The organism is Streptomyces durhamensis (assembly GCF_000725475.1).
Classification (GTDB): domain Bacteria; phylum Actinomycetota; class Actinomycetes; order Streptomycetales; family Streptomycetaceae; genus Streptomyces; species Streptomyces filipinensis.
Genome location: NZ_JNXR01000005.1, coordinates 216,322 through 238,634, shown reverse-complemented (window position 1 = coordinate 238,634; position 22,313 = coordinate 216,322). Strand labels below are relative to the sequence as shown.

The following is a 22,313-nucleotide window of genomic DNA, read 5'->3' as shown; positions in this document are numbered from 1 at the left end:
TACCCCTAGAGGATCAGTGAGAGGAGCAGGACCAGGCCGCCGGCGACCACCGAGATGATCGTCTCCATGACCGACCAGGTCTTGACCGTCTGCCCGACGCTCAGCCCGAAGTACTCCTTCACCAGCCAGAAACCGGCGTCGTTGACATGGCTGAAGAAGAGCGAGCCCGCGCCGATCGCGAGGACGAGCAGGGCGGTGTGGGTGGTCGACATGTCGGCCGCGAGCGGTGCGACCAGGCCGGCCGCCGAGACCGTCGCCACCGTCGCCGAGCCCGTCGCCAGCCGGATCGCCACCGCGATCAGCCAGGCCAGCAGCAGCGCCGGTATCGACCAGTCCTGGGAGACGTCCAGGATCATCCGGCCCACGCCGGAGTCGATCAGCGTCTGCTTGAAGCCGCCGCCCGCGCCGACGATCAGCAGGATGCCGGCGATGGGCATCAGGCCCTTCTCGACGGTCTGCTGCAGCCGGTCCTTGCCGAACCCGGCGGGCCGGCCCAGCGTGAAGAAGCCGACGATCACGGCGGCGAGCAGCGCGATCAGCGGGGAGCCGACGACGTCGAAGACGCGCTGGGTGGGGTGCGCCGGGTCGTCGACGACGATGTCCACCAGCGCCTTGGCCAGCATGACCACCACCGGCAGCAGCACGGTCGCCAGGGTCGCGCCGAAGCCGGGGCGGCGCTCCAGCTCCTCCGAGGCGCGCTGCGGCAGCATGCGTTCGGGGGCGGGGACGTCCACCCAGCGGGCCGCGACCTTGGAGAACAGCGGACCAGCGATGATCACCGTCGGGACGGCCACCAGGATGCCGAGCGCCAGGGTCACGCCCAGGTTGGCCTTGACCGCGTCGATCGCGACCAGCGGGCCGGGGTGCGGCGGGATCAGGCCGTGCATCACGGACAGACCGGCCAGGGCCGGGATGCCGATGCGCATCAGGGAGTAGTTGCCGCGCTTGGCGACCATCAGCACGACCGGGATCAGCAGCACGATGCCGACCTCGAAGAACAGCGGCAGACCGATCACGGAGGCGATCAGGACCATCGCCCAGGGCATCGCACGGCCCCCGGCCTTGGCGAGGATCGTGTCGACGATCTGGTCGGCGCCACCGGAGTCGGCGAGCAGCTTGCCCAGGATCGCCCCGAGCGCGATCAGGACACCCACGCCGGCGACGGTGGCGCCGAGCCCGGTGGTGAAGCTGGTGATGGCCTTGTCGAGCGGTGCTCCGGCGACCGCCCCGAGCACCAGGGAACCGATGGTCAGGGCCAGGAAGGCATGGAGCTTGAACTTGGTGATGAGCAGGACGATCACGGCGATGCCCACCAGGACGGCGATGCCCAGCTGGGCGTGTCCGGCGGAGGTGATCGGCGGAGGTGCGTCCGCTGCCAGCATCTCGACGCTGAGTCTGGTCACGGGGGATCCCTTGCGGTGACGGGGGACGGGGGTGAGGTGTTACTCGGATGCGACGGGAAGCGCGTCCAGGGCCCGTACGGAACGCTCGGTGATCTCCTGCGGGCTGCCGTCCACATCCACGGCGACGCCCGCCTCGTCCGGCTCCAGGGGCTGCAGCGTGGCGAACTGGGAGTCCAGCAGCGCCGTCGGCATGAAGTGCCCCTGACGCTGCTTCATCCGGCCCTCGATCAGCTCCCGGTCGCCCGTGAGGTGCACGAACACCACCCCGGGGGCGGCGGCCCTGAGCCGGTCGCGGTAGGACCGCTTCAGCGCCGAGCTGCTGACCACCCCGCCCAGTCCGGCCCGCGCGTGCGCCCAGTGGCCGATGGCGTCCAGCCAGGGCCAGCGGTCGCTGTCGTCGAGCGGGATCCCGGCCGACATCTTGTCGATGTTGGCCTGCGGGTGGAAGTCGTCGCCCTCGGCGTACGGGACGCCCAGCCGCGCGGCGAGCAGGGGACCGATCGTGGTCTTGCCCGTCCCCGCGACGCCCATCACGACGACGACCTGGGGGGTTCGCATGTACTGCCTCGCTGTCTTCCTCGACATCCGACGCCACGACGGCGTCGCCACACTGAAACCCATTAGGTACGACGAATTCAAGACTCTGTGACTTATAAGTCTGACTTTTTGTCTCTGTGATCCACGCCGTACGCTGAGTGCATGACCACACCGGGCCGGGGGCTGCACGGCCATGTACTGGACACCCTCGGCCCCGCGATCACGGCGGGCGAGTACCCGCCGGGGAGCGTTCTGCGCACGGACGAACTCGCTCAGCACTTCGAGGTGTCACGCTCCGTGATGCGCGAGGCGGTCCGCGTGCTGGAGTCCATGCACCTGGTCGAGTCCCGCCGCAGGGTCGGCGTGACCGTCCGCCCCAAGGCCGAGTGGAACGTCTACGACCCCCAGGTCATCCGCTGGCGGCTGGCCGGCGCCGACCGCCCGCACCAGCTCCGCTCGCTGACCGTGCTGCGCTCGGCCGTGGAACCGGTCGCGGCCGGCCTCGCCGCCAGGCACGCCACGGCACAGCAGTGCGCCGAACTCACCGAGTGCGCGCTCGGCATGGTGGCCACCTCACGCGGCCACCGGCTGCAGGAGTATCTGGTCCACGACGTCGCCTTCCACCGGGTCGTCCTCGCCGCCTCGGGCAACGAGATGTTCGCCCGGCTCGGCGACGTCGTCGCCGAGGTGCTGGCCGGCCGCACCCATCACGAGGTCATGTTCGAGGACCCCGACCCGGCGGCGGTCACCCTGCACGTGCAGGTGGCGGAGGCGGTCCGCGCCGGCGACGCGACCCGCGCCGAACAGCTGACCAGGGAGATCACCGTGGGCGCCCTGCAGGAACTGGACATCCTGGCGCCCTAGCCGGCCGGTGCCCGTCAGTCCAGGAAGTCCCCGTCCACGTACACCCACGCCCCGTCCACCCGCTCGAACCGGCTCCGCTCGTGCAGCGAACCGCCCCGGTAGGACGCGCGGAAGGTCACCGTGCCCGTGGTGTGGAAGGCGGAACCGTCGGCGGCCTCCAGGATCTCCAGGCCCGTCCACGACATCCGGGGGTCGAGGTCCAGCCGCTCGGGCCGGGTCCGCGGATGCCAGGTGCGCAGCAGATACCCCGCGTTCCCGGTCACGAACGCGCTGTACCGGGAGCGCATCAGCAGCTCGGCGGTCGGCGCGGCGCCGGTCCCCGCATGGAAGCGGCCGCAGCAGGCGTCGTAGGGCTGGGGGAGTCCGCAGGGGCAGGCGCGCGAGGTCATGGGCGACATTCTGCCCGTACAGTGAGAGGGCAGCGTCCCGCGGGGGCGCGGGGCCGTATCGGGGTGCGGCTCCGCCGCGTGGGCGCGAGCGGCCACGACGGACCCGCGGACGACCGACCGCCCGTCGTGGTGCACCACGCGGAGCAGGAGGCGGACCATGACCCGACCCGTGCGCAGCCGTCCCCCCGCCGTCAAGGAATGGCGGCTGAACCTGTACCTCTCCGAGCACGACCCGGACACCACCGCCCGGATCATCCTCGACACCGGCGAGAACGTCCTGGAGAGCCACGCCGAGGCCCGCCGCAACCCCTACGACCCGGACGTACCGGAGATCGGCGACGAACTCGCGGCCGGACGGGCGCTCATCGCGATGGGCCGCCGGCTGCTGCGGGCCGCCGACGGGGACATCAAGGCGGTGGGAGCCGACGACATCGAGGACGCCACGCCCCTGTGGCTGGCCCGGGAATGACCCCTGACGACCCCCGTCACCGGCCCTTGCGCAGGAACCGGCGCAGCCGGGTCAGCGGCCAGGTGTTGATCACGTCGTCCCGGGTGAGCCAGCCGCGCTGCGCCGTGCCCACCCCGTAGCGCAGCTGCGCCAGATGCGGAACGGAGTGCGCGTCGGTGTTCACGGCGAACCTCACTCCGCGCTCCCTGGCCCGCAGGATGTCCTCGTCGCGCAGGTCGAGACGGTCCGGCTGGGCGTTGACCTCCAGCGCGGTGCCGGTACGCGCGCACGCCGCGAACACCTCGTCCCAGTCGGCGTCGACGCCCGGGCGCCTGCCGATCAGCCGGGTCGTCGGGTGCCCGATGACATGGACGTACGGGTTCTCGCAGGCCCGCACCAGCCGCCGGGTCATCGCCTCGCGGCCGAGGTCGAAGTGCGAGTGCAGCGAGGCCACGCACACATCGAAGCCGGCCAGGAAGTCCGCCGGCCAGTCCACGCCGCCGTCGGGATCGATGTTGAGTTCCGTGCCGTGCAGCAGCCGCATCCCGCGGTGCGCGCCGTCCAGCTCCCGCAGCCGCTCCCGCTGGGTGAGGATCTTCTCCTCGGTCATGCGCTGCATGGAGAGGCCCGGGGCGTGGTCGGTGACCGCGTAGTACGCGTAACCGCGTGCGGCGGCGGCCGCCACCATCTCCTCCAAGGGGGCCAGGCCGTCCGTGAGATCGGTGTGGGTGTGCAGGTCCCCTCGGATGTCCTTCTCGGTCACGACCGCGGGCAGCTCGCCGCGCAGGGCCGCCTCGATCTCCCCGCGGTCCTCCCGCAGCGTCGGCGCGATCCACGGCAGCCCGAGCCGCGCGTACACCTCCTCCTCGGTGCGGGAGGCCAGCGAGTCCCCGCTCTCCGCGTCGAACAGGCCGTACTCGGAGAGCTTCAGCCCCTGGTGCACGGCGATGGTGCGGGTACGGATGTTGTGCGCCTTCGAACCCGTGAAGTACTGCATCGCGGCCCCCCACGACGGTGGCGGCACCACCCGCAGATCCACCTGGAGGCCCCTGGCGGTGCGCACGGACGTCTTCTTCGAGCCCCGCGCGATGACCTCCGCGGTGGCCGGCAGCTCGCACAGCGCCGCCATGAACGGCTCCGACCGCTGCGCCGCGACCAGGACGTCCAGATCCCCGACGGTCTCCCGCATCCGGCGCAGCGACCCGGCGTACGCACAGCGCCTGCACCCGGTCACCGCGGACAGCTCGGCGACGATCTCCTCGGCGGTGTCCAGGGCCGTCGCCAGCGGCACCCGGGCGCCCGCCTGCCGCAGCAGCTCGATGCCGTGCCGGATGTTGTCCTGCGTCTTCACGCCGAAGCCCTTCAGATCGGCCAGCGCGTCCGCCTCGATCGCCGCGGCCAGCTCGCCAACCGACGAGATGCGCAGGTCCTCGTAGAGCCGCAGCGCCTTCTTCGGGCCCAGACCGGGGATCGTGATCAGCTCCCGCACCCCGGCGGGGATCTTCGCCCGGCGCTCCTCGACCACCGCCATCTTCCCGGTGCGCAGATACTCGATCACCTTGTCGGCGATCGACCGGCCCACGTTCGGGATCTCCTTCAGCCCGTGCTCGTCCAGCTTCGCGATGTCGGCCGGATACCCGCCGATGGCACGCGCCGCCTTCTCGTAGGCGCGCGCCTTGAAGGCGTCGCCTCCCGTGATCGCGATGAGGTCCGCGTACTCCCGCAGGAGCGCCTCGACCTCGTCATTGGGCCGGGCCACCCCTCAAGTCTAGGGACGGTCCCCGAGCACCGGCAGCGGCGGCAGCGCCGTCCCGTACACCCACGCCTCGAACAGTCCGGCCGGCGGCTCGTCGGCGAACCGGGCCACATGCTCGGCGAACGCCGCCGTCGTCACCGACCCGTTCCGGTGCAGCCGCACCCAGTCGCGCAGCATACGGAAGAACGCGTCGTCACCCAGCGCGCAGCGCACCGCGTGCACGGTCAGGCCGCCCCGCTCGTAGAGCCGGTCGTCGAACATCGACCTGCGGCCCGGGTCGGCCAGCCGCAGGTCCTGCGGCAGCCCGGCCAGCGACCGGTGTGCCGCGGCGGCCAGTTGCTGGGCACCGCGGCCGCCCGAACGCTCCGACCACAGCCATTCCGCGTACTTGGCGAAGCCCTCGTTCAGCCAGATGTGCCGCCAGTCGGCGATCGACACGCTGTTGCCGAACCACTGGTGCGCCAGCTCGTGCGCCACCAGCCGTTCCGAACCCCGCGCGCCGTCCACGTGGTTGGAGCCGAACAGCGACAACCCCTGTGCCTCGACCGGCACATCCAGTTCCTCCTCGGTCACCACGACCGCGTACTCGTCGAACGGGTACGGACCGAAGAGCTCCTGGAACAGCTCCATCATCGCCGGCTGCCGCGCGAAGTCCCGGGAGAACCGGGGCAGCAGCTGCGCCGGTATGTGCCCGTGCTGCGGCACGCCCGCCGGTCCCGGGTCGCCCAGCAGCACCGTCTGGAACCTGCCGATCGCCAGGCCGACGAGATAGCTGGACGTGGGCGCGGACTGCTCGTACACCCAGGTCGTCGTCGAGGCCTTGGTCGTGCGGGTCAGCAGCCGCCCGCCCGAGACCACCGCGTACGCGGACGGCGCGGTGACCGAGAGCAGGTACGACGCCTTGTCGGCGGGCCGGTCGTTGCACGGGTACCAGGACGGCGCCCCGACCGGCTGGCTCGCCACCAGCGCCCCGTCCGCCAGCTCCTCGAAGCCGAGCCCGCCCCAGGGGCTGGGCACCGGCCCGGGGTTGCCCGACCAGTGCACCTCCACGGTGAAGGCCGCCCCGGCCCGCAGGGGCTTGGCCGGGCGGACGCGCAGCCGGCCGCCCCGGTGCGTGTAGTGCGGCTGCCGGCCGTCCACCCGCACCCGGCCGATCCTGAAGTCCGCGAGGTTGAGCTGGAACTCGGCGAGCGGTGCCGGGCCGGCGATGGCGTTGATCCGGGCCGTGCCGGACAGCCGGTTCGGGCCGGGGCGGTAGTCCAGCGCGAGTTCGTAGCGGTGCACCCGGTAGCGGGCGTCACCGTTGTCCGGGAAGTACGGGTCCGGACCGGCCGGCTGCTGAACTGCCACTGCTGTGTCTGCTCCCTGCGCTGTGCCACCACTGCGTGCCGGTGCCCCGCCCGGACGTCCTCCGCCTCCGGCGCGTCCCTTCGGCGGGTGACCCACGGCGGCCCGCGCTCAGGGACGCCATGCCTCGATCGGGTTGCCGAGCCAGCGGGTGTCCTCCGGGACGGATTCCGCGGCCATGACGAGCGACGCGGGACCCAGGGTCGTACGAGCCCCGATCGTGCTGCCGGGCAGCACGATCCCGCCAGGGCCCAGCGTGGCGCCCGCACGGAGGACCACAGTATCCGTCCGCAAGATCCGGTCGTGGAAGAGGTGCGTCTGCAGCACACAGCCCCGGTTGACGGTGGCCGCGTCCTCCAGGGTCACCAGGTCCGCCTCGGGCAGCCAGTAACTCTCCACCCACACGCCCCTGCCGATGCGCGCGCCGAGCCCGCGCAGCCACACCGTCATCACCGGCGTCCCCGGCACGGCCCCGGCCAGCCACGGCACCGCCAGCACCTCGACGAACGTGTCCGCCAGCTCGCCTCGCCACACGAGGGAACTCCACAGCGGATGCTCCCCGGCCCGGTGCCGCCCCACCAGCAGCCACTTCGCGAGCACCGAGACGACCGCCGCGACCGCACCCGCCCCGAGCAGCACCCCGCCCGACAGGGCCCACGCCCACCGGCCCAGCGCGCACAGCGCCGCCACCGTCAGCACGGCCAGCGCGGCACCGCACAGCACCGGAACGATCCGGCACAGCTCCACCAGCCCGCGCGCCCACAGCAACCGGGCGGGCGGGTCGTACGTACGGCTCTGATCCCCGCCGGCCGCACTGCGCGGCAGCTTCACCGGCGGCAGCCCCAGGTACGAGGTGCCCTTCTTCGCCTTCTTCGGCGTCGCCGACAGCACGCCGACCAGGCCGCCGTCCGGCACGCTCCGCCCCGGCGCGGTCATCCCGGAGTTCCCCAGGAAGGCCCGCCGCCCGATCTCCGCACGCCCGATCCGCACCCAGCCGCCGCCCAGCTCGTACGGCGCCGTCAGCGTGTCGTCGGCCAGGAACGCCCCGTCGCCGACCGTGGTCAGGCTCGGCAGCGCGAGCACGGTCGACACCTCGGCGCCCCGCCCGATCCGCATCCCCAGCAGCCGCAGCCACACCGGCGTGACCAGCCCGGCGTACAGCGGGAACAGCGCCTGCCGGGACCGGTCCATCAGCTGTGTCACCGTCCACGCCTGCCAGCCCACCCGGCTGTGCGTCGGATGTGTGCCCTCGCGCAGCCCCAGGCTGCACAGCCGTACGCCGGCCAGGATCAGCAGCGCGTACGCCAGCCCGTAGGCGAGCGTGGCCGGGACCAGCCCCACCGCGGCCCCGCGCAGAGCCTGGGCGAGCGAGCCGCCGGGCGTCACGAACACCCCGGCGACCAGCAGCGCGGCCACCCCCGCGCACACCGGCAGGGCACCGAGCCCGATGCCCGCGACGCCGTACATCACCCGCCAGTACGTGCCGCGCTGCGGCCGCTCCTTCGGCCAGTTGCGCTTGGCCTTGCCGAGCTTGACCGCGGGCGCGCCCGCCCACCGCTGACCGGTCGGGATCTGCCCGCCGACCGCCGAGCCCGGGGCCACCTCGGCCCGCTTGCCGACGCGGGCGCCCGGGAAGAGCATGCTGCGGGTGCCGACGGTGGCGTGCGCGCCGACCTTCACCGCGCCGATCTCCAGCCGGTCGCCGTCCAGCCAGTACCCGGACAGGTCCACCTCGGACTCGACGGCCGCGCCCCGGCCCAGCTTGAGCATGCCGGTGACCGGCGGCAGCGAGTGCAGGTCCACGTCCTGGCCGACCCTGGCGCCCAGCGCCCGCGCATACCGCTCCAGCCAGGATCCGGTGAGCTCCGTGGCCCCGCTGACCTCGGCCAGCCGCTCGGCCGTCCACAGCCGCAGATGCACGCTCCCGCCGCGCGGATAGCGCCCGGGCGCGACACCGCGCAGCAGCAGCCGCGCGCCGCCCGCCGCGAGCGCGATCCGGCCGGGCGGGGTGAAGAACAGCAGGCCGCCGGCCGCCAGCAGCCACCAGGGCGCGGTCGGCAGCCAGGCGTAGCCGGGCAGCAGGTTCCCGACGGCGGCCAGCACCAGCGTCCAGCGCAGCCCGAGCAGGGTGACCAGCGGGAGAAGCAGGAGCAGCTGGACCGCCTGGGCGCGGACCGGGACCCGCGCGACCGTACGGGCCCTGCCGTCGTCCTGGACCGAGGCCTCCAGGCGCCGGGCCAGCTTGCGCAGGGTGGGCTGCTGGTAGAGGTCGAGGACGGCGGCGCTCGGGTAGCGGGTGCGCAGCCGGGTGGTGAGCTGGGCGGCCGCCAGACTGCCGCCACCGATCGCGAAGAAGTCGTCGCAGGCGCTGGTCACCGGGATGCCGAGGACTTCCGCCCACTGCTCGGCGAGCCACGCCTCGGTGCCGTAGAGCTCGGCCCTGGGGGCCTCCACGGCCTCCAGGGGCCAGGGCAGGGCGTTGCGGTCCACCTTCCCGGACGTACGGGTGGGCAGCTCGTCGACCGGCGCGAGCAGCGGCACCAGCGCGGCCGGCAGCTCGGCGCGCAGCCTCTGCACGGCGGCCGCCTGGTCCCAGCCGTCCTGGGTGACGACGTATCCGACGAGCAGCTGGTTGCCGCTGCGGGCGGTGCGCACGGCGGCAGCGGCCCCGGCGACGCCGGGCAGGGCCTGCAGCGCGGCATCCACCTCACCCAGCTCGATCCGCCGCCCGCCCAGCTTGATCTGCTCGTCGGCCCGCCCGAGGAAGACGAGCCCCTCCGGATCGGCCCGGACCAGGTCACCGCTGCGATACGCCCGCTCCCAGCCCAGCGCCGGCAGCGGCGCGTACTTCTCGGAGTCCTTCTCGGCGTCGAGATACCGGGCGAGCCCGACTCCGCCGATGACGAGCTGCCCGCTGCCGCCCATCGGCACCGGCTCCCCGGCCTCGTCGACGACGGCCAGCTCCCAGCCGTTCAGCGGCAGCCCGATCCTGACCGGCTCCTCGCCGGTCATCAGTGCCGCACAGGCCACGACGGTCGCCTCGGTCGGCCCGTAGGTGTTCCATACCTCGCGCCCCTCGGTGACCAGCCGCTGCGCCAGCTCGGGCGGGCAGGCCTCACCGCCGAAGATCAGCAGCCGTACGTCGTTCAGCGTCTCGGGCTCCCAGAGCGCGGCCAGCGTGGGCACGGTCGAGACGACGGTGATCTCCTGCTCGACCAGCCAGGGCCCGAGATCGGCACCGCTCCTGACCTGCGACCGGGGCACGGGCACCAGACAGGCGCCGTACCGCCAGGCCAGCCACATCTCCTCGCAGGACGCGTCGAAGGCGACGGAGAGTCCCGCCATGACCCGGTCGCCGGGCCCGATCGGCTCCTCCGTGAGGAACAGGGCGGCCTCGGCGTCCACGAACGCGGCGGCGCCGCGGTGCGTGACGGCCACGCCCTTGGGCTTCCCGGTGGACCCGGAGGTGAAGATCACCCAGGCGTCCTCCTCGATGCCGGGGCGGGCGGCCGGGGAGCCGGACACCCCCTGCACGCTGAGGCTGTGCCCGGCCCCGAGGACGGCCCGCACCTCCGCCTCCCCGAACACCAGCGCGGCCCGCTCGTCCGGGTCCTCGGCGTCGACCGGCACGTAGGCGGCGCCGACGGCGAGTACGGCGAGGATCGCGACGTACAGCTCGTTGGTCCCGGAGGGGACCCGCACCCCGACCCGGTCCCCGCGCCCGACCCCCGCGGCGGCGAGCCGCTGCCGCAGCCGCTCCACCTCGCCGGCCAGCGCACGGTAGGTCAGACACGTCGTACCGTCGTCCAGCGCCGGCTCGTCCGGGTGGGACCGCACGGTCGCGTCGAAGACGTCGACCAGCGTGCGCGGCGAGGCGGCGGGCCCGGCGGAGAAACGTGCCCTGTCGCCGAACTGCGCGCGGATCTCTTCGTCGAGCAGGCCGAGAGCGCTGCTCTCGTCTGTGGCTGCCATCGGGTCCTCACGTCGGTCCGGCTGCGTGACAAGCCGGAAATATTAGTACGACGCTAGGCTCCGGCCCCGCGAGCAGCCGCCCGGGAGGGCCGTCCGGGTGAGGCGGACATGCCCGCCCGGGGCCGCTGACCTGCCGTTCTTCACGGCGGACGAGAGATGTCCCACACACCGTCAGGGAACGGTCACAGCCCGCGATTCGTGCGCGACCGTCAACTGCCGCCGCCCGCCGCGAACTCCGTGAACTCCGCGACGAGGTCCCGCAGCGGCTGTGCCGCCTGCTCGGGGTCCAGCCGGGTGTCGATGCCCAGGACCCTGATCGTCCCCAGGTGCCCGCGCGGCCCGTCGACGCGCACGGTCCGGCTCGTGGCGCCCTGCGGAGCGGGGTGGACGAGCACGGCGAGCGGGGCGTCGGACGTCGTGTACCCCGCGATGTAGGTGAGGAGCTGATGACGGTTCCCGGCGCTCAGCCGCCTGCCGTCGTACCCGATGTACTTGGCGTCGACGGGCAGAAAACGCTCCCGCGGATCCTCGAACCGCAGCAGGACGTCCGGCTCGAAGGGCTTGCGGTACGGGCCCGCCTCGTCCCGCGTCCTGATGGCGCGCCCGCCCGAGACGGTCACGCTCCGCCCGCCGCACTCGGCCGCCGCCCGCGCCGCCATCCGCTCCACGACCAGTTGCCACAGCCGGTCCGTCCACAGCAGCAGGCTCCCCGACGGCAGACCCCGGTCGCTCAGCAGGTCGGTGACCCCACCGCCGCCCAGCACCAGCCGTGCCCACGTGTGGGCGTTGCGGTAGCGGGAGTTGAGGCGGGTGTAGCGGGCGCGGGCCAGCAGCCGGGACGCCGCCACCGCGGGCCGTGGCCGGGGGAAGTGCCCGGCCGTCTCCCGCAGGGCCCGGGCCAGCGCGGGATCCGCGGCCAGCGGTATCGCCGCGTGCAGCGCCGCCGAGCACACGAGGTTCTCCCAGGTCTCCGCGCGCCGCTCGAAGGTCCGCACATGGAGCCGGTCCACGGCGCCGTACCTCCGCGACAGCTGCGCCCGCAGGTCCAGTTGCCCGCGCAGCACCGGCTGCACCTGCTCCGTGCGGAGGTAGTCGCGGCGCAGTCCCTCCTGGAGCAGCGCCCGGCACTCGGTGAGCAGGGCGTGCGGGACGACGGCCGCGTAACCGGCCCGGCCCGTCAGCCACTTCCTGGGGGTGGGATCGTGCGGCACGGGGATGCCGCGGGCGTAACAGAGCCAGGACATCAGCCGGGCACCGCAGATGGCCATCTTCGGTGTGACGATCAGACGCACGCGCTCCAGCCGGAGGATCCCGACCGTGGAGACGGCCTCCAGATGCCAGCCGGTGCGGGTCTCGCGCAGCACCAGCCGCCTGCCGGCCACGAGCGGTGCGAGCACCCGCCGGTCGGCCTCGGTCAACTCGTCGCGTGCGAGGAAGACGGACCGGTGCTCCTCGACGGGCACGTCCCTGGGCTCCCGACGGCGTTCACCGCTCGACGGCATCGTCCGGCTCCGTGAACTCGGCCGCCAGCTTCCTGGGCAGGTCCTGCGCCGGGACGCGGGCGATGCGGCCGGACTCCGGGTCGACGAGGTCGCCCAGGACCGCCCGCAACGGTTCGGGCCGGCCCATCCCGTGGTCCTCGATCTGCGGCACGATGTCGTGGTAGAAGACCGCGCCGAGTTCCTCCTCCGTGTTCACGGGCCGGTCCTCCCGCAGCAGGAAGGCCTGACCGATCTGGTGGTCGGGGCCGAACTCGCGGACCAGCCGCGTGTTCAGCCCGGCGAGGAACGCGGCGAGGTCCAGCGCGCCCACGGAACCCTCGACCGCGTCCAGATCCGGCGGCACCTCCAGGAACGCGAAGCGCCGCCGGATCGCCGCGTCCAGATGGCCGACGCTGCGGTCCGCGGTGTTCATCGTGCCGATGATCCGGACGTTGTGCGGAACGGCGACCTGCCGTCCGCTGATGGGCAGGGTCACCGGGATCGCCCGCTTGTCGGTCTCCAGCAGCGTGACGAGCTCGCCGAGGACGCGCGGCAGGTCGCCCCGGTTGATCTCGTCGATGATCAGCAGGAACGTCTGGTCCGGCCGCTTCCAGGCCGCCGCGCAGATCCGCAGGAAGATCCCCGCGCGCCACTTGAGGTTCAGCCCCGCCTGGCCGGAGTCCGCATCGGGCTTGTATCCCTCGACGAAGTCCTCGTAGCCGTACGACGGATGGAAGGTGACCAGGGAGAGCCCCGTCACCTCGAAGGCCCCCGGGGCGGGAAGCAGTCCCGCCACGGCGGCCGCGCGTTCGGCGGGCGGCGCGTCGATGGCGTCGGCCCGCCCGGCCAGCGCCAGCGCGGCACTCAGGGCCAGCCTGGTCTTGCCGGTGCCGGGCGGACCGAACAGGATCACCTGGCCCTTGTGCCTCAGCGCGTCGAGCACGTCCTGGACCGCGCCGGGAACCTCCGCCGGCAGCGGGGCCGTGGCCCCGCGCGCGTCCCGGATGCGCCGCAGGAGTTTCTCGGGGACCTTCGCGAACGTCGGCTGCCAGGCGTTCTCGGGCGACGGGAAGACCTGGGCGTAGCTCTCGTCCCAGGCGACGGGAACCGTGTGCCGGTACTCGCCGTACGACTCGTCGTAGGTGTAGCCGCCGGTGACCTCGCCGAGCGCGAGCACCTCCGACTTGCCGCGGTTGGCGACGACGAGGTCCCCCGGTTCGAGGTCGCGGTAGGCCAGCAGCTGCCGGGCCAGCCGCAGGTTCCCGCCCGCCGACTGCGGCCAGACGCCGTCCAGCGCCTGTTTGAGTTCCGTGTCGCTCTCGTAGTCGCCGAGATCACCGACCTCGTCCCAGCCGACCCGGATGTGCCGCTCCTCCCGGCACTCCTCCCACAGACGGGCGCCCGGCCCCGGGGCGATCTTCCAGACGTCCCGGCGCCGCGGCTTCGGCGAGAACGCGCCGTACAGGCAACGCATGACCTCCACGGGGTGCCAGCCGTCGAACTCCGGCCGGCCGCGCACGAGAGCGAGCAGATCCCGGTTGGCCTGCCAGGAGCGGACGTTCCCGTAGGCCTGGTGCCCGGTGCCGCCCAGCAGATTGGTGAAGTGGCGGAGGTGGGAGGCCGAGTAGATGGGCAGGAAGGCGTCCGGGAAGTAGGCGGCCAGGGCCTTGGTGACCAGCGCCTGCCCGTAGGACAGGACACGGAGGTCGTCGAGGGCGCGGAAGTCCCCGCCGCCCGCCGCGGCGAACGCGGCGACGAACTCCCCGCGCACCTGCTCCCACGCCTCCTGCGGGCTCGCGTACTGCAGCGGCCCCGGCAGCCGCCACTCACCGCTGCGCCTGCTCCGGTAGATGATGTGCTTGGCCGCGCTGCCCCCGCGCATGCTGCCGAGCGCGTCCGTCCCGTACTCCATCAGCCAGCAGAACGGGGGACCGTCTTCGAGGGCGTTGGCCGTGCCGAGCGCGTACCGGTGCAAGGGCAGACGGGGCCAGTGTCCGAGCGGGAATCGCTCGACGACCCTGAGCCGGTCCTGTTCGGCACGCGCCAGTGCCTCCGAGCTCACGCTCCGGTCGAACTCCCGGGCCGCCGCTTCCACACGCTTCTCGTCCGCCACCGCACCATGATCCGTCCAGGCGGCGCGGCGGGGGGCGAAATCGCGAAGGACCCCTGCTTTCGCAGGGGTCCTCACTGGTGTCCGAGGGGGGACTTGAACCCCCACGCCCGATAAAGGGCACTAGCACCTCAAGCTAGCGCGTCTGCCATTCCGCCACCCGGACAAGGTGTCTGTCGTGCGGGAGATTCCTCTCGGCGGGGTTTCCCTCGCGGCGACGAAGGAAACATTACCAGGCTTTCGGGGGTGGCTGATCACACCCCGCCCCCGGGCCGGTCACGCATGAACGGCGTGTGACGGGCCGGGACCGGTCTTGGGCAGCGGGCGGGGGAGAGGGAGGATGAGGAGGACCACCAGCAGCGACAGCGCGGGAGGAAGCACGTGAGCGAGACGGACACGGCCAGGGGCGTCACCGGCGAGGACGAGGTCGTGGACCTCTGCCGCGAGCTGATCCGGTTCGACACCAGCAACTACGGCGACCACTCCGGCCCCGGCGAGCGCCAGGCCGCCGAGTGGACCGCCGAGAAGCTCGCCGAGGTCGGGCTGGAGCCGAAGATCTACGAGTCGCACCCGGGCCGCGCCTCCACCGTGGCCCGCATCGAGGGCGAGGACCCGTCCCGGCCCGCGCTGCTGATCCACGGCCACCTGGACGTCGTACCGGCCAACGCCGGCGACTGGACCCACCACCCGTTCTCCGGCGAGGTCGCCGACGGGTGCGTGTGGGGGCGCGGGGCCGTCGACATGAAGGACATGGACGCCATGACCCTCGCGGTCGTGCGCGACCGGCTCAGGAGCGGGCGGCGCCCCCCGCGGGACATCGTGGTCGCGTTCCTCGCCGACGAGGAGGCCGGCGGCACCTACGGCGCCCGGTACCTGGTCGACCACCACCCCGAGCTGTTCGAGGGCGTCACCGAGGCGATCAGCGAGGTCGGCGGCTTCTCCTTCACGGTGGACGAGCAGCGCCGGCTCTATCTGATCCAGACGGCCGAGAAGGGCATGCACTGGATGAAGCTGACCGTGGCCGGCACCGCCGGGCACGGCTCCATGATCCACCGGGACAACGCCATCACCGAGCTGTCCGAGGCCGTGGCCCGGGTCGGCCGGCACAAGTTCCCGGTGCGGGTCACCAAGACCACCCGGGCCTTCCTCGACGAACTGGGCGACGCGCTCGGCACCGAGCTGGACCCGGAGGACATGGAGTCCACCCTCGCCAAGCTCGGCGGCATCGCCAAGCTGATCGGCGCGACCCTGAGCAACACCGCCAACCCCACCCAGCTGAACGCCGGCTACAAGGTCAACGTCATCCCGGGCGAGGCCACCGCGCACATCGACGGACGCTTCCTGCCGGGCCACGAGGAGGAGTTCCTCGCTGACCTCGACCGGCTGCTCGGACCCCACGTCCGCCGCGAGGACGTGCACGCCGACAAGGCGGTCGAGACCGGCTTCGACGGGGCGCTGGTGGAGGCCATGCAGTCCGCGCTGCTCGCCGAGGACCCCACGGCCAAGGCCATCCCGTACATGCTCTCCGGCGGCACGGACGCCAAGTCCTTCGACGACCTCGGCATCCGCGGCTTCGGCTTCGCCCCGCTGAAGCTGCCTCCGGAGCTGGACTTCGCCGGCATGTTCCACGGCGTGGACGAGCGGGTGCCGGTGGACGGGCTGCAGTTCGGCGTGCGCGTGCTGGACCGGTTCATCGACGCCTCGTGAGGCCCTGGGCCGAGGTATTCGGCCGGGCGTACGAGATCGCCTGGAACGGGTGAATGCGACGATCGGTTCGTAGCTTCATTAGTTCCTCCTCGTTACAGGTGATGTGACTCCGCACCTTGGAGTCGTATTGCCAACAAGGAGGAATAATGATCAAGAAGGTCGTCGCTGCTGCGGCTGCCACCGGTGGGCTGGTTCTCGCGGGCGCGGGCCTCGCCGTCGCAGACTCCGGAGCCCAGGGTGCCGCCGTGCACTCGCCGGGCGTCGTCTCCGGCAACGTCATTCAGGTGCCCGTGCACGTCCCGGTGAACGTCTGTGGCAACACGGTCAACGTGATCGGGCTCCTGAACCCCGCCTTCGGCAACACCTGCGTCAACAAGTGACGACGACCTCCTGAGGGGGGCGTCTTTTTCGAGCCGTCGGCCCCGGAGCGCGCGCCATGCGCTCCGGGGCCGACTGGTCTCTCACGCGGAGACATGAGCCGCGAGGTTCGCAACGCAACGCAACGCCTCGCCATGCGCAACGCATCCGCGAGGCAGGCACAGCAGGATCGAAGGCAGGGGAAACCAGAATGCGACAGGGCACCCGCAAGGGCCTGATGACGATGGCGGCGGCCACCGGTGTGATCGCCGCCGCGAGCGGCTATGCCCACGCCGGCGCGGGCGCGGCCGGTACGGCCGCCGGCTCACCCGGCGTGCTGTCCGGCAACACGGTGCAGGCACCGGTGCACGCACCGGTGAACGTGTGCGGCAACACCGTGAACGTCGTCGGGCTGCTCAACCCGGCCGCGGGCAACACATGCGCCAACCACGGCGGGGCTTCGGGGGGACACGGCGGTTCCGGCGGCTCGCACGCGGGCGGCCACACCGGCGGCTCGCCCGGAGTCGGCTCCGGCAACACCGTGCAGGCGCCGATCGACGCACCGGTGAACGTGTGCGGCAACAGCGTGAACGTCGTCGGGCTGTTCAACCCGGCCGTGGGCAACACGTGTGCCAACCACGGCGGCTCCGGCGGTTCCGGCGGCTCGCACGCGGGCGGCCACACCGGCGGCTCGCCCGGCGTCGGCTCCGGCAACACGGTGCAGGTGCCGATCGACGTTCCCGTGAACGTCTGCGGCAACAGCGTGGACGTCATCGGGGTCGGCAACGCCGCCGCGGGCAACGACTGCACCAACGGCGGCGGCGGTCACGGCAACCCGCCCGGCCACCCGGGTCATCCCGGCCACCCGGGTCATCCGGGCCACCCGGGTCATCCGGGGCACCCCGGGCAGCCGGGCCATCCCGGCCACCCGGGTCAGCCCGGTCACCCGGGTCACCCTGGTCAGCCGGGACATCCCGGTCACCCGGGAAGCCCGACAACCCCGCCCGGCAAGGGTGGTCACACGCCCCAGGGGCCCCATGGGTCCACCCACGTCACACAGCACGGCGGTCGCTCCACCCAGCCGCTGACCGACGGGCAGCTGGCGCACACCGGCAGCGAGCTGCCGCTGGACCTCGTGCTGCCGGTCGGCGCGGGCGCGCTGCTCGCGGGCGCGGTGCTCTACCGCAAGGCCCGTGCCTCGGCGTAGCCGGCACGGCCGAGCGCGCGGTGCGGTGACGCACACAGCACGGTGAACGGAGCGGGCCCCGCCATGTCGGACGGGGCCCGCTCCGCTTCAGATCGCCGACCTCACCACGTGGCACGCACCTGGCGGATGATCCGCCGGCGCAACCGCACCCTGCGGCTGCCGTCGCGCAGCAGGCTCAGTCGGTCCAACTCCCAGTGTCCGTACTCGGCATGGTCCGTCAGCAGACGTGTGGCCTCCTTGCGGGACACCCCGCGAGGCACGTACACGTCGACAAATTCGTATTCCGGCATCGCATCTATTGTGCGGGCTGGGGCCCGGTACGGATAGCGTCTGCACTATGTCTGATGCTGCGCAGCCCACCGCTGCCGAGGTACGCGCCGCCGCCGAGGCGATCAAGACCGCGCTCGACCGTCATCTGGCCGCGGTCGAACGCAGGTCGGGTGAGGACGACCCCGCCGTCCTGGAGGCGTTCAACCAGCTGGCCGCGGCCGCCGAGGTGTACGACGAGCTGCTCTACGACCGCTACGACGAGGTCACGCCCTTCGAGATCCCCGGTGCGGAGGAGCTGCCGCCGTACGCGGGTCCCGAGGAACCCCACGCGATCAGCGTGCTGATCCGCCGCGACTACGCCGTGGCGGAACCCCAGCGGCTGCTGGCGCAGGCCCAGCGGGTCGAGGCGGCGGAGTACTCGGCCGCCGGCGGACTGGCCGAGGACGCCGCCGGCACGGTTCCCGGCGCGCTGGGCATCCTGTTCGGGGAGTTCGAACCGGACGAGATCGCGTCCCGGCACAAGGAGTTCGGCCTGGAGGAGGGCGACTCCACGCTCTGGGTCACCGCGACGGACGAGGCGCCCGAGGCCGGGGAATGGCTGGAGACGCCGTTCGAGCACATCGATCCGCAGCAGACCGTGTGCCGGTTCGACGTCAGCGCCGTCTTCGACGAAGAGGACGACGAGGGCGACGAGGACGAAGAAGGCGCCGGGGACGACGAGGGCGACGGCGAGGAAGCGGACGAGGACGAGGATCTCGAGTTCGTCGAGGACGAGGGTCTGGAGCCGCTGGACTCCGAGAAGTGAGCGGAGCCCGGCGGCGCCGCGGGGCCTGAGCCCCGTACGGCACCGCCGGATTCCGCCGTCGTGGCCGAGCGCCGCCGCCGCGGAGCGGGCGCACGGGGCCGGTCGGCGGGGTGCGGAGAGCTACGCCGGCACCTGCGTGCGCAGCAGCGTCTGCAAGCGGGTCGTGCGGGGCTTGGCCGGGGCTTCCGCCACCGCCTTCGGCAGGGCTTGTTCCACCCCGTGGACCACGGACAGGTGCCGCTCCGCCCGGCCGAACGCCGTGTACACCCAGGGTCTGCTGAGCGCCTGCGCCGCGTCGCCGGGCAGCACCACGACCGCCGCCGGCCAGCGGGTGCCCACCGCCTGGTGCGCGGTCAGCGCCCAGCCGTGCCGTACGGCGCCCTCCACCCGCTCGCGCGGCACGACCACCGGGGCGCCCGCGCACGTCAGGTGCAGCCCCTCCGCGTCGGCGTGCACGACCACGCCCGGCACCGTACGGCCCGGCGCGGGGGAGTAGGCGATCCGGTCGCCGGGGTCGAAGCCGCCGAAGCGGCCCGGGCCGGGGTTCAGGCGTTCCTTCAGGGCGGAGTTGAGGGCACGGGTGCCCGCGGCGCCGCCGTGCCCCGGAGTGATCACCACGGTCTGGTCGGCCGGGACCCCGATCGCCCGCGGCACCGAGTCCGCGACCAGCTGGACCGTCCGGTGCACGGCCTCGCCCGGGTCCCGCACCGGGACGATGACGATCTCCTTGCCGGGGGCGGCGACCTGGTTCAGCTCGCCGATGCCGATGCCGGAGACCAGCTCGCCGAGCGGGCCCGGGTCAGGGACACGGGAGGCGATCTGCGGGCAGACACGGGCGGCGAGCAGGTCGGCGAAGACCCGCCCCGGACCGGCCGACCACAACACCGCAGGGTCACCGCTGAGCAGCAGCCGGGCCCCGTCGGGCAGCGACTCCACCAGCATCGCGGCGCTCTCCACGTCGAGCTGCGGGGCGTCCAGCACGATCAGCAGGTCCAGTTCCAGCGCGCCGTCCGCGTCGCGGCCCGGTCCCTCGGCGCCGGACAGCAGACCGGCAAGCGTGCCCACGCCCTGCTCCGCCGCGTCGCCGCCCTGCAGCGCGGCGAAGCGGTGGCGTCCGTCGGGCGTGTGGCAGACGCCGAACGCCCGCAGGCCCGCCGTACGCGCGGCGGCGAGCAGCGCGGCCGGCTCGGCGCGGGCCGCCTCCCCGCCGGTGTGCAGCACCACCCCGTGCCCGGCGACCGCGCGCACCAGCTCGGCGGCCCCGCCGGACACCGCGTCGGCGGCCGCCTGCCAGGCCTGCTCGGTCTCCTTGGCCAACGAGTTGACCAGCCGGGCCAGACCGTCGGCGAGGCTCTCCTCGGCCAGCGCGTACCGCTCCAGGCCGACGAGGACGCGGACCGGCCGCTCCTGCTCGCCCTCTTCTTCCTCCGCCGCCGGGGGCGCGGCGGCTCCCGGCTGCTCCTCCAGGGCGTCCTGGAACGCCAGGGCCTCGCCCTCCGCGAGCGTGTCCTGCACCGCCGCGTCCGGGTCCGGCACGTTCTGCCGGCCGAGCGCCGCGATGAGCGCGGGCAGGTCCAGCGCGGTGTGCCCGGCCAGCGCCGCCTGCTCCAGCAGCCACACCGTGACCGCACGGCCGCGCCGCTCGTCGCCCGGGCCGCAGGCGGCTCCGAGCAGCGCGCGTGCGAAGCCGTCGGCCTGGTCGGGCCGTACCCCGCTGATCCGCAGCAGCTGCCACGGATCCTCGCGCAGTGCCGCGTCGGCGCCCTCGCCGAGCGCCGCGGCCACCTGCGCGGCCAGGGCCTCGGGCGCGCCGCCCTCGGCCAGCACCCGGCGGACGCCCTCCACGGACTCCGGCGCCGGGGCGGCGGCTGCGGCGACGGCCGGGGCGGGCGCGGGCTGCGGCCGGTGTACGGGCTCCGGAGCCGGGCGGCGTGGCGCCGGCGCGGGCCCGGCGAAGGGCGCGGTCACCGGCTTCTCGCCGCTCTCCACGGCCCGTACCGCCGCGAGCAGGTCGGCCGCCTTGCCGCTGAGCTTCGTGCCGCTCTGGATCGGGCCGCTCTTCTCGGCCTTGCGCCGCTCGATCCGCTCCCGCTCCAGCCGCTGCGCGGCCAACTCGGCCTCCGCCTCGGACAACCGGGCCGCGTCCTCGCCCTGGCCACCCGTGTCGCCGCCGTCACCGCTCCCGTCGTGCGAGCCTTCGACACCGCTCCCGTCGGTACCGTCGCCACCCCCGGCGCTGCCGGTGCCCTGGCCGCCCCCGGCGCCGCTGTCGCCGTCCGCGTCCCCGCCCTCGGCGCTGCTGTCCGCGTCGGTACCGTCGCCGCCCCCGGCGCCGCCGTCACCGTCCGTGTCTGTGGTCCCGCTCACGCCGTCCGTGCCCCCGCCTTCGCTGCCGGGGCCGGTGGCACGGCCTTCTTCGGGCGCGGTGTCCCGGTCCGGGGTCCCGGGTGTGTCCGGTGTCCCCGGCCCGGCGTCCTCCGTGGTCTCCGGCTCCGTGCTCACAGCGTGCTCCAGTCGTGATCGGGATAGCGGTGCACGGGCGCCGACACATCGTCCAGCGCCCGGCAGATCTCGTCAGGAAGACTAAGGGCCTCCACTGACAATGCCGCTGTGAGCTGCTGCGCGGTGCGCGCGCCGACGATCGGCGCGGCCACGCCGGGCCGGTCCCGGACCCAGGCGAGGGCGACCTGCAGCGGGGTGACGGCGAGCCCGTCGGCGGCGGTCGTCACCGCGTCCACGATGCGGGTCGCCGTGTCGTCCAGGTACGGCTCCACGAACGGGGCCAGGTGCTCGGAGGCGCCGCGGGAGTCCGGGGGAGTGGTGTGCCGGTACTTGCCGGTCAGGACCCCCCGGCCGAGCGGGGAGGAGGGCAGCAGACCCACGCCGAGGTCCAGCGCGGCGGGCAGCACCTCCCGCTCCACGCCCCGCTGCAGCAGCGAGTACTCCAACTGCGTGCTGGCCAGCCGGGTGCGGGTGCCGGGCGCCGCGAGCTGCCAGGTGGCGGCCTTGGCGAGCTGCCAGCCGCAGAAGTTGGAGACGCCGGCGTAGCGGGCCCGGCCGCTGCTCACCGCTATGTCGAGGGCCTGGAGCGTCTCCTCCAGCGGGGTGTCGGGGTCGTAGGCGTGGACGTGCCACACGTCGACGTGGTCCGTGCCCAGGCGGCCCAGGGAGGCATCGAGCGCGGCGAGCAGATGGCCGCGGGAGCCGTCGAAGCGGCGGTCCGGGTCGGGCACGCTGCCCGCCTTGGTGGAGATCACCAGGTCCCGGCGCGGCACCAGGCCCTCCATCAGCCGCCCGAGCAGATACTCCGCCTCTCCGTCGCCGTAGACGTCCGCGGTGTCGACGAGGCTGCCGCCGGCTTCCCAGAACGCCTTCAGCATGTCCGCGGCGTCGTGCTCGTCGGTGTCCCGGCCCCAGGTGAGGGTGCCGAGTCCGATCCGGGACACGCGCAGGCCGGTACGGCCGAGATGCCTCTGCTCCATGCGGGCGAGATTACTGGCCAGAACCGGTGCGGTGGGTTGCCTGTGGATAACGGGGGCCCGGCCGCCCGGCGCCCTGTGCCGCGGCCGGCCCGGCGCCCTGTGCCGCGGCCGGCCGGGGGCGGGTTCCGCTCGCGCGGCCGCGCGGATACTGACCCGGCCCTCATCCCCGCGCTAAGGT

General features: G+C 73.3%; 17 protein-coding genes and 1 tRNA gene. 6 read left to right on the top strand and 12 right to left on the bottom strand.

Translation table 11 applies throughout. The annotated features are described in order from the left end of the window. Window positions 1-5 precede the first annotated feature (5 nt). Both IO33_RS0108825 and IO33_RS0108820 read right to left on the bottom strand, forming a co-directional pair. A complete protein-coding gene (locus IO33_RS0108825; RefSeq protein ID WP_031162196.1) occupies window positions 6-1,403 on the bottom strand; it encodes a GntP family permease in 1,398 nt (465 codons plus the stop codon). Window positions 1,404-1,442: 39 nt separating this feature from the next. Then, window positions 1,443-1,961, bottom strand: coding sequence for a gluconokinase (locus IO33_RS0108820; protein ID WP_031162194.1), 519 nt, complete (start codon window positions 1,959-1,961; stop codon window positions 1,443-1,445). Window positions 1,962-2,102: 141 nt separating this feature from the next. Between IO33_RS0108820 and IO33_RS0108815 the strand changes: the two genes are divergently transcribed. Further along, window positions 2,103-2,804 carry a FadR/GntR family transcriptional regulator gene (locus IO33_RS0108815; RefSeq protein WP_031162192.1) on the top strand — a complete coding sequence of 234 codons (702 nt, stop codon included), beginning with the start codon at window positions 2,103-2,105 and terminating at the stop codon, window positions 2,802-2,804. Between the two features lie 14 nt (window positions 2,805-2,818). Here the strand turns inward: IO33_RS0108815 and IO33_RS0108810 are convergent, their stop codons facing one another. Continuing rightward, on the bottom strand, window positions 2,819-3,193 hold the full coding sequence (locus IO33_RS0108810; protein ID WP_031162189.1) for a YchJ family protein: 375 nt from the start codon (window positions 3,191-3,193) through the stop codon (window positions 2,819-2,821). Between the two features lie 157 nt (window positions 3,194-3,350). Between IO33_RS0108810 and IO33_RS0108805 the strand changes: the two genes are divergently transcribed. Further along, the gene (locus tag IO33_RS0108805; RefSeq protein WP_031162187.1) at window positions 3,351-3,662 is read left to right on the top strand and encodes a dsRBD fold-containing protein; all 312 of its coding nucleotides are present in this window, start codon (window positions 3,351-3,353) and stop codon (window positions 3,660-3,662) included. A gap of 16 nt (window positions 3,663-3,678) precedes the next feature. On the opposite strand, the gene polX is transcribed toward IO33_RS0108805, so the two are convergent. The 6 genes from polX to IO33_RS0108775 all read right to left on the bottom strand — a co-directional run bounded on the left by polX (window position 3,679) and on the right by IO33_RS0108775 (window position 14,473). Beyond that, window positions 3,679-5,400 carry a DNA polymerase/3'-5' exonuclease PolX gene (polX, locus tag IO33_RS0108800; RefSeq protein ID WP_031162185.1) on the bottom strand — a complete coding sequence of 574 codons (1,722 nt, stop codon included), beginning with the start codon at window positions 5,398-5,400 and terminating at the stop codon, window positions 3,679-3,681. Window positions 5,401-5,409: 9 nt separating this feature from the next. After that, on the bottom strand, window positions 5,410-6,747 hold the full coding sequence (locus IO33_RS0108795) for a M1 family metallopeptidase (RefSeq protein WP_031162183.1): 1,338 nt from the start codon (window positions 6,745-6,747) through the stop codon (window positions 5,410-5,412). A 108-nt stretch (window positions 6,748-6,855) separates the two neighbouring features. Then, entirely contained in the window at window positions 6,856-10,716 is a 3,861-nt protein-coding gene (locus tag IO33_RS0108790) for a Pls/PosA family non-ribosomal peptide synthetase (RefSeq protein WP_031162181.1), read from the bottom strand. 209 nt (window positions 10,717-10,925) lie between these two features. Then, complete coding sequence (locus tag IO33_RS0108785) at window positions 10,926-12,218, bottom strand: McrC family protein (protein ID WP_063765748.1); 1,293 nt, start codon at window positions 12,216-12,218, stop codon at window positions 10,926-10,928. After that, on the bottom strand, window positions 12,202-14,310 hold the full coding sequence (locus IO33_RS0108780) for an AAA family ATPase (protein WP_031162177.1): 2,109 nt from the start codon (window positions 14,308-14,310) through the stop codon (window positions 12,202-12,204). The genes IO33_RS0108785 and IO33_RS0108780 overlap by 17 nt, the downstream gene beginning before the upstream one ends. 75 nt (window positions 14,311-14,385) lie before the next feature. Then, window positions 14,386-14,473: transfer RNA gene (locus IO33_RS0108775), tRNA-Leu, on the bottom strand. 215 nt (window positions 14,474-14,688) lie between these two features. Between IO33_RS0108775 and IO33_RS0108770 the strand changes: the two genes are divergently transcribed. The 3 genes from IO33_RS0108770 (at window position 14,689) to IO33_RS0108760 (ending at window position 17,578) form a co-directional block, all read left to right on the top strand. Next, the gene (locus IO33_RS0108770) at window positions 14,689-16,014 is read left to right on the top strand and encodes a M20/M25/M40 family metallo-hydrolase (RefSeq protein ID WP_031162174.1); all 1,326 of its coding nucleotides are present in this window, start codon (window positions 14,689-14,691) and stop codon (window positions 16,012-16,014) included. 146 nt (window positions 16,015-16,160) lie between these two features. Beyond that, entirely contained in the window at window positions 16,161-16,394 is a 234-nt protein-coding gene (gene chpH / locus IO33_RS0108765; protein ID WP_031162172.1) for a chaplin ChpH, read from the top strand. A 188-nt stretch (window positions 16,395-16,582) separates the two neighbouring features. Further along, a complete protein-coding gene (locus IO33_RS0108760) occupies window positions 16,583-17,578 on the top strand; it encodes a chaplin (protein WP_031162170.1) in 996 nt (331 codons plus the stop codon). Window positions 17,579-17,679: 101 nt separating this feature from the next. Here IO33_RS0108760 and IO33_RS0108755 read toward each other — a convergent pair whose 3' ends face one another. Then, window positions 17,680-17,868: a DUF5703 family protein gene (locus tag IO33_RS0108755; protein WP_014671721.1), complete on the bottom strand. Its 189-nt coding sequence runs from the start codon at window positions 17,866-17,868 to the stop codon at window positions 17,680-17,682. A gap of 47 nt (window positions 17,869-17,915) precedes the next feature. Between IO33_RS0108755 and IO33_RS0108750 the strand changes: the two genes are divergently transcribed. Next, window positions 17,916-18,653, top strand: a complete 738-nt coding sequence (locus IO33_RS0108750; protein ID WP_031162166.1) for a hypothetical protein — start codon at window positions 17,916-17,918, stop codon at window positions 18,651-18,653. 120 nt (window positions 18,654-18,773) lie between these two features. Here the strand turns inward: IO33_RS0108750 and IO33_RS0108745 are convergent, their stop codons facing one another. Then, window positions 18,774-21,155, bottom strand: coding sequence for a helix-hairpin-helix domain-containing protein (locus tag IO33_RS0108745; protein WP_031162164.1), 2,382 nt, complete (start codon window positions 21,153-21,155; stop codon window positions 18,774-18,776). Continuing rightward, a complete protein-coding gene (locus IO33_RS0108740) occupies window positions 21,152-22,135 on the bottom strand; it encodes an aldo/keto reductase (RefSeq protein ID WP_031162162.1) in 984 nt (327 codons plus the stop codon). The genes IO33_RS0108745 and IO33_RS0108740 overlap by 4 nt, the downstream gene beginning before the upstream one ends. Between the last annotated feature and the right edge of the window lie 178 nt (window positions 22,136-22,313).